The 11,378-nt window shown below is 73.2% G+C and carries 9 protein-coding genes, 1 pseudogene and 1 riboswitch; of the genes and pseudogenes, 6 read left to right on the top strand and 4 right to left on the bottom strand.

All coding sequences use genetic code 11. The features are described from left to right. Nucleotides 1-4: 4 nt before the first annotated feature. Together J7E97_RS30690 and J7E97_RS30695 are read right to left on the bottom strand one after the other, a co-directional pair. Entirely contained in the window at nucleotides 5-640 is a 636-nt protein-coding gene (locus J7E97_RS30690; RefSeq protein ID WP_374224284.1) for a DedA family protein, read from the bottom strand. Then, complete coding sequence (locus J7E97_RS30695) at nucleotides 640-1,437, bottom strand: MBL fold metallo-hydrolase (protein ID WP_215034098.1); 798 nt, start codon at nucleotides 1,435-1,437, stop codon at nucleotides 640-642. The genes J7E97_RS30690 and J7E97_RS30695 overlap by 1 nt, the downstream gene beginning before the upstream one ends. A gap of 162 nt (nucleotides 1,438-1,599) precedes the next feature. Here J7E97_RS30695 and J7E97_RS30700 point away from each other — a divergent pair, with 162 nt between their 5' ends. The 5 genes from J7E97_RS30700 to J7E97_RS30720 all read left to right on the top strand — a co-directional run bounded on the left by J7E97_RS30700 (nucleotide 1,600) and on the right by J7E97_RS30720 (nucleotide 7,872). Further along, entirely contained in the window at nucleotides 1,600-2,004 is a 405-nt protein-coding gene (locus J7E97_RS30700) for a hypothetical protein (RefSeq protein ID WP_215034100.1), read from the top strand. 233 nt (nucleotides 2,005-2,237) lie between these two features. After that, nucleotides 2,238-4,301: a phage holin family protein gene (locus tag J7E97_RS30705; RefSeq protein WP_251055414.1), complete on the top strand. Its 2,064-nt coding sequence runs from the start codon at nucleotides 2,238-2,240 to the stop codon at nucleotides 4,299-4,301. Between the two features lie 123 nt (nucleotides 4,302-4,424). Then, nucleotides 4,425-4,874, top strand: a complete 450-nt coding sequence (locus tag J7E97_RS30710) for an SRPBCC family protein (protein WP_215034104.1) — start codon at nucleotides 4,425-4,427, stop codon at nucleotides 4,872-4,874. A gap of 134 nt (nucleotides 4,875-5,008) precedes the next feature. Further along, a complete protein-coding gene (locus tag J7E97_RS30715; RefSeq protein ID WP_215034106.1) occupies nucleotides 5,009-6,070 on the top strand; it encodes an ATP-binding protein in 1,062 nt (353 codons plus the stop codon). Beyond that, a complete protein-coding gene (locus tag J7E97_RS30720) occupies nucleotides 6,067-7,872 on the top strand; it encodes a hypothetical protein (protein ID WP_215034108.1) in 1,806 nt (601 codons plus the stop codon). The genes J7E97_RS30715 and J7E97_RS30720 overlap by 4 nt, the downstream gene beginning before the upstream one ends. A gap of 15 nt (nucleotides 7,873-7,887) precedes the next feature. On the opposite strand, the gene J7E97_RS30725 is transcribed toward J7E97_RS30720, so the two are convergent. After that, nucleotides 7,888-9,462 carry an RNA polymerase sigma factor gene (locus tag J7E97_RS30725; RefSeq protein WP_215034110.1) on the bottom strand — a complete coding sequence of 525 codons (1,575 nt, stop codon included), beginning with the start codon at nucleotides 9,460-9,462 and terminating at the stop codon, nucleotides 7,888-7,890. 214 nt (nucleotides 9,463-9,676) lie between these two features. Beyond that, nucleotides 9,677-9,901, bottom strand: a pseudogene (locus J7E97_RS30730) (SAM-dependent methyltransferase); the annotation flags it as partial. Nucleotides 9,902-10,022: 121 nt separating this feature from the next. Further along, nucleotides 10,023-10,116: riboswitch (ZMP/ZTP riboswitch) on the top strand. 28 nt (nucleotides 10,117-10,144) lie between these two features. Here J7E97_RS30730 and J7E97_RS30735 point away from each other — a divergent pair. Continuing rightward, on the top strand, nucleotides 10,145-11,035 hold the full coding sequence (locus J7E97_RS30735) for a bifunctional 5,10-methylenetetrahydrofolate dehydrogenase/5,10-methenyltetrahydrofolate cyclohydrolase (RefSeq protein WP_215034112.1): 891 nt from the start codon (nucleotides 10,145-10,147) through the stop codon (nucleotides 11,033-11,035). The last annotated feature ends 343 nt before the right edge of the window (nucleotides 11,036-11,378 follow it).

The raw sequence follows: 11,378 nt of genomic DNA on the forward strand, positions 1-11,378 counted from the left end.
GGGGTCAGCGGTGACGTGCCCGGCGCCAGAGGGACGGGGCCGCGCTGACCGCCAGGGTCAGGGCTACGGCCAGGACCACGCCCTTCCAGGGGTCCGAGAAGAGGGAGCCGCCCAGGATGCCGATCAGACCGTAGGTCGCCGCCCAGGCCAGGCAGGCCGGGGCGTCGCCGCGGGCGAAGCGGCGCAGGGGGAGCTCCGCCAGCAGGCAGGCGAGCATCACCGGGATCCGGCCGCCCGGCAACAGGCGGGAGACCACCAGGACGAGGACGCCGTGCTCGTCCAGCTTCCGCTGGGCCTGGGCGAGGCGTTCGGGCGTGGCCCGGCGGCGCAGGGCCTCCAGCCAACGCGAACCGTTGCGCGAGCGGACCCCTCTGCGGCCCAGCCAGTACAGCGCCAGGTCCCCGGCGAAGGCGGCCAGCGCGGAGACCCCGAACACCAGCAACAGGCCGAACGCCAGCGCATCCTGGTGGAACGCCACCACCGCCGCCGTGCTGACCAGCGCGCCCGTCGGGATGACCGGCACCAGCGCGCCCAGCGCCACCAGCACGAACAAGGTCGGGTAACCGACCGCCTGTTGGGTGGATTCCGAGGGGGTCTGGCCGGCCGTCTCCGCGAGCTGGAGCAGGGCCGAGGGCACGATCACGGCAGCCGCACCCGTTCGCCGTGCGCGGGCACCCGCACCGTCACCTTCGGCGCGTCCCGCAGCGCGCACCGCACGAACTCCTCGCCCGGCGCGTGGAATTCGTGCGGCCGCACCGCGTCCATCCCGATCGGCCAGTACGTCCCCCAGTGCACCGGGACCGCCGCCGCGGGAGCCAGCCGGGCCAGGGCCCGCGCCGCGCCCGCCGCGTCCAGGTGGCCCGGGCCCAGGTAGGGGCCCCAGCCGCCGACCGGCAGCAGGGCCACGTCGACCGGCCCGACCTCTTCGGCCATCGAGTCGAACAGTCCGGTGTCCCCGGCGAAGTACGTCCGCGACGTCCCCTCCACCACGAATCCGAGCGCGGGCGCGCGCTGCGGTCCGAACGGCAGCCGCCGCCCGTCGTGCCGCGCGCTGACCGCCCGTACCCGCAGCGGTACGCGGGCTCGTACGCCGTCCCCCGCGACGGAGACCTCGTCGCCCGGGGACATCTCCGTGACCGCCAGCCCCCGTACCCTCGCGATCCGCGCCAGTCCCGGCACCGCCCGGCGCGCCCCCCGGGGCACCAGCAGCCGGGTCCCGGGGGCCAGCCGCGCCAGGGAGGGCAGGTGAAGGTGGTCGGAGTGCAGGTGCGAGACGAGCACGGCGTCCGCGACCGCTGCCTCCGGCGGGGGCACCGCCCCGCGGCGCCGCCGCAGGTGGGCGAGGCGCCGTGCGAACAGCGGGTCCGTCAGCAGCCGGACCCCGGAATCCTCGACCGTGCACGTGGCATGACCCCACCAGGTGATCTGCACCGGCACGCGTGCCCCTCCCGCTTCCCGCTTCCCGCCCGCCGCCCGCGTCGTCGGCGGGAGCGCCGGCCGGGCATGCGTCGAGCCTAAAGGCTGCCCGGTGGAACCGCCCGGAACCGGGTGTCGAGACCCCCTCCTCGTGGGCGGCGGATCGGAGTAGGGTCGGTCGGCATGGATGAGCTGCGCGTGGCCGCGATCGCCAGCCTGGCCCCGCTCGAAGACCTCGACGCCGATCCCTTCGCCGTCGATACCCGGAGCCAGCAAGCCATGTGCGCCCGCTGGGCGGAGGGCCGGGGCTACGTGGTGACGAGGCACCTGCTCGTCTACGGGCTGCGCGCCGACCACTGCGGGCTCTGGCACGACGTCGACGCCGGCCGCGTCGACCTGTTCGTCGCCGCCAACCGCCGGGTGCTGGACCGTGCGCTGCACTCCGTGGAGGAGTTCGCCGCCGAGTGCGGGCGGCGCGGCGTACGGCTGGAAACCGCCGGGCTCGACGAACCGCGGTACACCTCCGCGATGAAGGCCGAAGTGCACCGCCGGCTCTCCATGCCGACCGCCGGCTACGACGGCACGTAGCGGCCGCGTCTGTCTTTCCCGGCCGTCCGGTACTCCCGCCCTCCGCCCTCGCGCGCCCTCCCGTGCCACCTTCCGTACGGGCATGCGCCACCGGTGTCCTCCAGCCGTGGCGCCGCCGCTGTGCGAGCCTGGACGGAGTGTGGGACGGGGGCTCGTCGGCGCGGTGCGGGCCACAGCGGTGAGGCGGGTGCGGCGTGTTGCGAGGCCGGTGGCGGAGCGCGGGCAGCGCCCTGATGCGGATCGTCCTCGTCTGGGCGGTGTCCACCCTCACGATGCTCGCCCTGGCCGGCATCCTCCCCGACTTCCGCCTCCAGGCCGCCGGCGACGACAACGACAGCATCACGCAGATCGGGCTGACGGCCGCGATCGGCGCCGGTGCGTTCGGTCTGCTGAGCGCCCTCGTCTGGCCGGTTCTCGTCCGCGCCCTGCTGCTCGTACCGGCCCTCGTGCTCGGCCTCCTGGTCTTCTTCCTCAACGGCTCCCTGCTGCTCATAGCCCTCAGCCTGATCCCGGCCGGGCGCGGCGAAGCCGCGCCCGAGACGGCCGTGGTCGTCGCTGCCGTCATGTCCGCCGTGGCCTCGGCCACTTCCACCGCGCTCGCCGTGCGGGACGACGAGGCCTACCGGCGCCGCCTGTACCGGCTCGCCGACCGGCGCCGCCGGCGCCAGCGGCGGGGCGGCGCGCCCGGCGCCGGCGAAGGCGCGCCCGGCCTGGTCTTCCTCCAGCTCGACGGGGTCGGGTACGAGGTGCTGCGGCACGCGGCGGGCAGCGGGCTCATGCCCACCGTGGCCGACTGGCTCGACCGCACCCACCGCATCAGGTCCTGGCGGACCGACTGGTCCAGCCAGACCGGCGCCAGCCAGCTCGGCATCCTGCACGGCTCCAACTTCGACGTCCCGGCCTTCCGCTGGTACGAGAAGGACACCGGCGAGGTGGTGGTCTGCAACCGGCCGACCAGCGCCGCCGAACTCCAGCGGCGCGCCGTCGAACGCACCGGGAGCGGCGGCCTGCTGGTCCGCGACGGCGCCAGCCGCGGCAACCTCTTCAGCGGCGGCGCCGGACAACTGGCCCTGGTCCTTTCGGTCTCCGCCCGCCGGGGCCCCGGCAACCGCTCCCGCGCGGGCTACTTCGCGTACTTCTCCGACCCGGCCAACGCCGTCCGCACCGCCCTGTCCTTCACCGCCGAAGTCGGCCGGGAGATCGTGCAGTCGGTACGCGGCCGCGTGCGCGGCGACCGGCCGCGCGTCGCGCGCGGCGGGCTGTACCCGCTGATCCGGGCCTTCGCCACGGTGGTGGAACGGGACGTGGTCGTCGCGGCCGTGATCGGCGACATGCTGGCCGGGCGCGCCGCCGTCTACGCCGACCTCGTCGCCTACGACGAGGTCGCCCACCACTCGGGCCCGCGGACCCGGGACACCGAGCAGGTGCTCGCCCGCATCGACCGCAGTCTCGCCCTCCTCGCGCGGGTCGCCGAGCACGCGCCCCGCGAATACCGCATCGTGCTGCTCTCGGACCACGGCCAGAGCCCCGGGGAGACCTTCCTGGCCCGGTACGGGCTCACGCTGAAGGACCTGGTCCGCGCGAGCTGCGGGCTGCCGGTGTCCCGCCGGGCCGGGCGTACCCACAGCGGGGCCGAGGCGCGGGCCGCCGTACGGGCCGCCCTGCACCGGCCGGTCGAGGAGGAGGACGAGGAGGTGCGCCCCGAGCGGGGCCCGGACCCGGTGGTGCTGGCATCCGGCAACCTCGGGCTGATCTCCTTCCCCGACCTGCCCGGCCGGGCGTCGAGGGAGTGGATCGAGCGCGCGCACCCGGCGCTGCTGGCGACCCTGGCGGCCCATCCGGGGATCGGGTTCGTGCTGGTGGACGGGGTGGTGCTGGGCCCGGACGGGGCCGAGGCGCGGCTGGACGTGCCGGGGGCGGCGGAGGAACTGCTGGCGCGCTTCGGGCCGGGCGCGGCGCGGGCGGTCCGGCGCACCGACGCCTTTCCGCACGTGGCCGACGTGATGGTGAACTCCGCGTACGACCCGGAAACAGGCGCGGTGCACGCCTTCGAGGAGCAGATCCGCTCGCACGGCGGCCTGGGCGGTGAGCAGGGGCACCCGTTCTTGATGTGGCCGGTGGAGCTGTCGGAGCCGAATCCGGAATCCGGGCCGGAGCTGGTCGGCGCGGAGGCCGTCCACGAGGTCCTGCGGGACTGGCTGCGCGAGGTGGACGACGGTCCCCAGGTGCCGGTGGAGGCACCGGCGCCTCCGGCGGTTCCGGCGGTCGGGCGCGCGGAGCCACCCCCGGTGCGGTAGGCGGCTGTGCCCCCGGTCCCGGTACCCCTCGGACTGCTTCCGGCCCTTCGGAGCGCGCGGTAGCTTGGAAGGAGAGGCCGGCCAGTCAGGGGCTCTAAGTCAGGGGGGCTGTAAGGGGTCGCCATGTCCGTGATCAGGAACACCATCGACATCGACCGCCGCCCCGAGGACGTCTACTCGTACGTGACGGACCCCACGCACCTGCCGGAGTGGCAGGACAGCGCCCTGTCCGCGGTCCCGATGGGCGATCTTCCCGTGCACGTCGGTTCCCGGGTCATGGTCACCCGGCAGATCGGCAGGCGGAAGGTCCCCACGACCATGGAGTTCATGGAACTCGACCCGCCGAGGAGCTGGCACATCCACGGCATCGACGGACCGGTACGCCCGGACGTCCGGGGAACCATCGAACCCCTCGACGGCGGAACCCGCTCGCGCGTCACCCTGGCCGTCGACTTCGAGGGCCACGGCATGGGCCGGGCGCTGGTCCCCCTCGTGGTCAAGCCCATGGTCCGCAAGGAGATGCCCCGCGGCGAGGAGAAGCTGAAGCACCTCCTGGAGCACACCGGGGCCTGAGCCCGAGCCCCAGCGAAGGGCGGGGGGCGGCGGCCGGATGGTGTCGGCCGGCGGAAAAACCGGATGCTCCGGGACACACGGCGCGTCCACACTGGGCGCGCCACGTACCCGCTCCCCGGAGGACGACCACACCCGTGCAGGCCGCCGTCACCGTCACCCCCGCCCAGCTCCCCGAACTGCTCCTCGGGCTCGCCACCGTCCGGCCCGTCTTCCTGTGGGGTGCTCCCGGGATCGGTAAGTCCTCGCTCGTGCGGAGGTTCGCGGACTCGCTGGGCCTGGAGTGCGTCAGCCTGCTCGGTACGCAGCTCGCGCCCGAGGACCTGATCGGCGTACCGCAGATCCGCGACGGGCGTTCCGTTTTCTGCCCGCCCGAGGCCATCGCCCGCGAGGAGCCGTACTGCCTGTTCCTCGACGAGCTCAACGCCGCGAGCCCGGACGTGCAGAAGGCCTTCTACTCGCTGATCCTCGACCGGCGGATCGGCTCCTACGAGCTGCCCGCCGGTTCCATCGTCATCGGCGCGGGCAACCGGGCCACCGACAACGCGCTGGCCCGGCCCATCGCGTCGGCGCTCGTCAACCGGCTCACCCACGTCCACCTGCGGGCTTCCGCGGGGGACTGGCTGATCTGGGCCGGCGAGAACGGCATCCACCCCTGGGTCACCGACTACCTCGCCGACCGCCCCGACCACCTCTGGTCGCAGCCGCCCAAGAGCGAGGAGCCCTTCTCCACGCCCCGCTCCTGGCACATGCTCTCCGACGCCCTGCACTCCTTCGGGCCGGGCCTGGACGAGCAGACCCTGGGCGTGCTCGCGCACGGCACGCTCACCCCCGCGCACGCCGTCTCCTTCCGCGGCTACGCCAAGATCGTCCGCCACACCTTCGGGATCGAGGCGGTCATCAAGGGCGAAGCGTCCTGGCCGGCCCGCCTGGAGGACCGTGACCTGCTCTACTACCTCGCCGAGGCCTTCCGCGGCCGTCTCGTCAAGGAACTCCCCGCCCGCAAGGAGCACGTCTCGCCCGCCGTCCGGCAGACCGCCTACCGCGCCAAGTCCCTGCTCGTACAGCTCGCCGAGATCTCCGTCGAGGTGGCCCAGACCGTCATCGCCGACGACGCGGACGGCCTGCCGGTCCTGCCCGCCTGGTTCCTCATCGAGGCCGCCCGCGACATGCCCCGCCTGGTGGAGGCCCGCCGGTGACCCGCACGTCAAAGCAGCCGGCCAAGCAGGCCAAGCAGGCCAAGCCCGATCCGGCCACCCTCGCCTACGAGGCCGGACGGGCCGCCGTCCGGCAGAACCCGGCCCTGAACGCCGTCTCCGCCACCCACTGCCGCAGCCTCCGGTGCGCGCACTGCAACGCCGCCGGGTTCGCCGTGGTCACCTCCAACGGCGTGATCCACTCCCACCCCACCCGCCGCGCCGAGCCCGCCGAATGGGCCTGGACCCTGGCGCACTGCCTCCTCCACCTCGGCTTCGGGCACGTCCCCGCCGCCAAGGAGGACGACCGGCCCCAGCCCGACCGCGCCGACCTCGCCGCCCGCTGCGTGGTCGTCAACCGCTTCCTCCTGAACTTCCCCGTCGGCCGGGCCCCCGACAGGCTGCCCGACGCGTACCCGGGTGGTGACGAGGAGCAGCTCGCCGGCGCCTGGCGCCAGGGCGGCGTCCCGCCCCGCTACGAGGACTGCGGTACGAGCGCCCCCGGCGCCCCCGATCAGATCCTGGAGCCCTGGCACGACTGGAACGCGGTCCCGGACTGGCAGACCGGCTTCGCCCACGCCCTCACCCGGTCCGTGTCCGCCACCATGGACCTGGCCGCCGGCCGCGAGGGACACCGCCCGCAGCCCTGGGAACGCGCCCTGAACTGGTTCGTCTCCTCCTATCCGCTGCTGGGCGGCCTCGCCGCGGGCCTGCGGCTGGTCGCCGACGCGGAGCTCGCCCGCGCCCAGGGCATCGACATCGCCGCCGTCAGCGCGAGCGCGGGCGAGATCTACGTGAATCCGCTGCGCTCCTTCACCGACGGGGAGTGGCGGTTCATCCTGGCCCACGAGATGCTGCACGCCGCCCTGCGCCACGGCGAGCGCCGCGGCGCCCGCGACCCGTACCTGCACAACGTGGCCGCCGACTACGTCGTCAACGGCTGGCTCGTCGAGATGGGTGTCGGCGAGATGCCCGAGGGACTGCTGTACGACCCGGAGCTGAAGGACCTCTCGGTGGAGGAGGTCTACGACCGGATCACCGCCGACCTGCGCCGGATGCGCCGGCTCGCCACCCTGCGCGGCAAGGGCCGCGGGGACATCCTGGGCGAGCCGCTGGCCCACCCGGGGAGCGGACCGTACACCGACCTGGACGAGTTCTACCGGCGCGGCCTGGTCCAGGGCTTCGACCTGCACGAGCACGGGAAGCGCGGGCTGCTGCCCGCCGGACTGGTCCAGGAGATCAGGGCGCTGGCCCACCCCCCGGTGCCGTGGGACGCGCGCCTGGCCCGCTGGTTCGACGAGTACGTGCCGCGGCCCCAGGCGGTACGCAGCTTCGCGCGCCCGGCCCGCCGCCAGGCCTCCACACCGGACATCCCGCGCGCGGGCCGGTACTTCCCGCCCGAGGAGACCGCCCGGTGCACCTTCGGTGTGGTCCTCGACACCTCGGGGTCGATGGACACCGCCCTGCTCGGCAAGGCGCTCGGCGCCATCGCCTCGTACGCGCAAGCCCGCGACGTACCGGCGGCACGCGTCGTGTTCTGCGACGCGGCGCCGTACGACGCGGGCTATCTGCCCCCGACCGAGATCGCGGGCCGGGTGAGGGTGCGCGGGCGGGGCGGGACCGTGCTGCAACCGGGAATCGACCTGTTGCAGCGCGCGGAGGACTTCCCTCCCGGGGCCCCGGTGCTGGTGATCACGGACGGATGGACCGACACCCTGCGGATCCGGCGCGAGCACGCCTTCCTGATCCCGCAGGGTGCCTCCCTGCCGTTCACCCCCAGGGGGCCCGTCTTCCGACTGGCCTGAGGGGGCCCGGGCCTCTTAGTCGAGGTAGTCGCGCAGCACCTGCGAACGCGACGGGTGACGGAGCTTCGACATGGTCTTCGACTCGATCTGGCGGATGCGCTCACGGGTGACCCCGTACACGCGGCCGATCTCGTCGAGGGTCTTCGGCTGGCCGTCGTTGAGGCCGTAGCGCATGGAGACCACGCCCGCCTCGCGCTCCGAGAGGGTGCCCAGGATCGACTGGAGCTGCTCCTGGAGGAAGGTGAAGGAGACCGCGTCGGCCGGCACGACCGCTTCGGAGTCCTCGATGAGGTCACCGAACTCGCTGTCGCCCTCCTCACCCAGCGGGGTGTGCAGGGAGATCGGCTCGCGGCCGTACTTCTGGACCTCGATGACCTTCTCGGGGGTCATGTCGAGTTCCTTGCCCAGCTCCTCCGGAGTGGGCTCCCGTCCGAGGTCCTGGAGCATCTGGCGCTGGACGCGGGCCAGCTTGTTGATGATCTCGACCATGTGGACGGGGATGCGGATGGTGCGCGACTGGTCGGCCATGGCACGCGTGATCGCCTGACGGATCCACCAGGTCGCGTACGTGGAGAACTTGAAGCCCTTGGTGTAGTCGAACTTCTCCACGGCGCGGATCAGACCGACGTTGCCCTCCTGGATCAGGTCCAGGAAGAGCATGCCGCGACCGGTGTAGCGCTTGGCGAGGGAGACCACGAGGCGGAGGTTGGCCTCCAGCAGGTGGTTCTTCGCGCGGCGGCCGTCCTCGACGAGGATCTCCAGCTCGCGCTTGAACGCGGGCTTGTGGTCCTCCTCCTCTTCGAGCTTGTACTCGGAGAAGAGACCCGCCTCGATGCGCTTGGCGAGCTCGACCTCCTGCTCGGCGTTGAGCAGCGGCACCTTGCCGATCAGCTTCAGGTAGTCCTTGACGGGGTCGGCGGTGGCGCCGGCGACCATGACCGTCTGAGCCGGGGCGTCGTCCTCGTCGTCGTCGGACAGGACGAAGCCCGCGCTGCCGCCGGTCTTGGGCGCCTCCTTCTCGGCGTCCTCGTCCAGGTCCTCGGCGGCCCAGTCCTCGCCCACGGCAACGGGGGTCTCGCCCTCGTCGCCGTCCTTGGCGGTCTTCTTCGTGGCGGCCGTCTTCTTCACGGCCGTCTTCTTCACGGCGGTCTTCTTGACCGCCCGCTTCTTCGGCGCGGCGGCGGCCTCGGCCGCCACCTCCTCCTCGGTCCCGGAGGCCGACGGGTCGGATATCGCCGCGGCGGTGGCCGTGGCCGCCGTCTTGCGCGCGCCGATGAGGCGGGGGGCGGCTGCGGCCTTCTTGGTGACGGTGCGAGCCGGGGCAGCGGCCGCCTTGCGCGGCTTCTTGGCTGCGACCTTCGTGGCGGGCGCGGCGCTGACGTGCAGCGCGACGCCCTCCTCGTCCAGGACCTGGTTCAGGCTGCGCAGGACCCGCTTCCACTGGTCCACCGGGATGCGGCCGGCCTCGAAGGCCTGGCGCACGTCATCACCGTTGATGTGACCCTGCTCGCGGCCGCGCTCGACAAGCGCGACCAGGGCCTCGGATTCGGCGATCTCCGTGGGGAACGTACGGGACGGGCTGAGCGACACAAGGAGCCTCTCGTTGCGAACAGATAAAGGGGTGGCGGGACATCATCGCGCGAACTCGGGAAACAGACCCGAGGGGGGTTTGTATTCCGAGCCGCACGAGGACACCTGTCGGTTCATCGCACGCCCGAGTACATTCGTTACGCGCTGAATTGAGTGACCTGCGCCACGCTGTGACCGGGCAACCGATCGGCGGTGGCTGCGTCCGCCCTTTTTGTCAGCCCGTTTTGCGGGCCTCGATGAGGAACCGGGCGGTGTGCGCGATGAACGGACCTTCGCGTTCGATCTGTTCGTGCAGCTCGCGCAACCGGTCCCGGTACTGCCCGACCGCGAAGCCGGGCACCATCCAGATCACCTTCCGTGGAAAGTAGATCACGGCTCCGATGTCGTGGAACTCCGTCCGGAGCCGCTCCGAGCGCAGATCGACCACCTCCAGCCCCGCGTGGCACATGTGAGTGTCATCTCTCGATCGTCCCAGGCCGGGCGTCCCGCATCCACCGGACTGCCGGGCGCGGGGGCCCACGGGGGCCCGGCCGGGACCTCCGGGGGTTCGCCTACACTGGGCGGCGGGCCGTGACTGGCGTTCGGGTGGATCACCACCGGGGAGCGGCCCGGCGTGCTCCCGTACGTCGACTGCCGCGCGCCTGGGCGAACCGCGATCCCGCAGCGACGCTCAGGAGACCCCATGACGACTGCCCAGCCCGTACAGCCGGCCCGGACCGCCGAGCTGATGGACGGCACCGCCCTCGCCCGCCGCATCTCGGAGCAGACCGCCGCCTACGCGGCGAAGATCACCGAGCGCACCGGCACCGCGCCCTGTCTCGCGACCGTGCTCGTCGGCGAGGACCCCGCCTCCGTCACCTACGTGCGCATGAAGCAGAACCGTTGCGCCAAGGCCGGGATCACCTCCCGCCACGTGGAGCTGCCGGCCGGGACGACCACCGAGGAGCTCGTCGCCACGCTGACCGCGCTCTCCGAGGACCCGGAGATCAGCGGCATCCTGCTCCAGCACCCCGTTCCGCACCACATCGACGAGCGCGCCGCCTTCGAGGCGATCGCCCCCGGCAAGGACGTCGACGGGGTCACCATGCACTCCTTCGCCGCCATGGGCTTCGGCCTGCCGGGCTTCGTCTCCTGCACCCCCGGCGGCATCATGCGCCTCCTCGCCGCCTACGACGTGGACCTGACCGGCAAGCACGCCGTGGTCGTCGGCCGCAGCGCCATCCTGGGCAAGCCGGCCGGGATGCTCCTGCTGGAGCAGAACGCCACCGTCACCTACTGCCACTCCCGCACCGTGGACCTGCCGTCCGTCGTGCGCCAGGCGGACGTGCTGGTCGCCGCCGTCGGCAAGGCCGAGTTCATCCGGGGCGAGGACATCAAGCCGGGCGCGGTCGTCCTGGATGCCGGCTACAACGAGGGCAACGTCGGCGACGTCCACTTCGAGTCGGCTGCCGCCGTCGCCTCCCTGATCACCCCCGTGCCCGGCGGCGTCGGCCCGATGACCATCGCGGTGCTGCTGGAGCAGACCGTTCAGGCCGCCGCCGCGCAGGCCGGTCTGGCGCTCGCGGACCTCTGACCCCGGCGCACCTGCTCCGTTAGGCGAACGCCCCGGGGGCCGCGAACGCCCCGGGGCCGGGAACGGCCCCGTACAGCCCCGGTGCAGCCCGCGCCAGCCCTGTACGGGGCTGCGCGGGCCCCTGTGCAGCCCCCGCGGCCCCCGTCAGCCCGTACAGCCCCGTCCAGCGCCGTGCGGCTCCGTACGGCCCGTGGGCCCGCACGGGCCCCGTGCTCAGGTCCCGGCGGCCTGGCGGCGGGCCGCGGCCACGATCGGGGAGGCCTGGAACTCCCGCGCCAGCTCCGTCAGCGGGCGCGAGTCCAGGCGGTACGGGTGGTCGCCGCCGGGGCCGGCATCGTCCGGG

It is taken from the genome of Streptomyces sp. ISL-66 (genome assembly GCF_018614135.1).
GTDB lineage: Bacteria > Actinomycetota > Actinomycetes > Streptomycetales > Streptomycetaceae > Streptomyces.

Bases quoted from the DNA above. Each gene is read 5' to 3' on its own strand.
- J7E97_RS30700 (WP_215034100.1), top strand. From the start codon at position 1,600: ATGGATGAGCTGCGCGTGGCCGCGATCGCCAGCCTGGCCCCGCTCGAA.
- J7E97_RS30705 (WP_251055414.1), top strand. From the start codon at position 2,238: ATGCGGATCGTCCTCGTCTGGGCGGTGTCCACCCTCACGATGCTCGCC.
- J7E97_RS30710 (WP_215034104.1), top strand. From the start codon at position 4,425: ATGTCCGTGATCAGGAACACCATCGACATCGACCGCCGCCCCGAGGAC.
- J7E97_RS30735 (WP_215034112.1), top strand. From the start codon at position 10,145: ATGACGACTGCCCAGCCCGTACAGCCGGCCCGGACCGCCGAGCTGATG.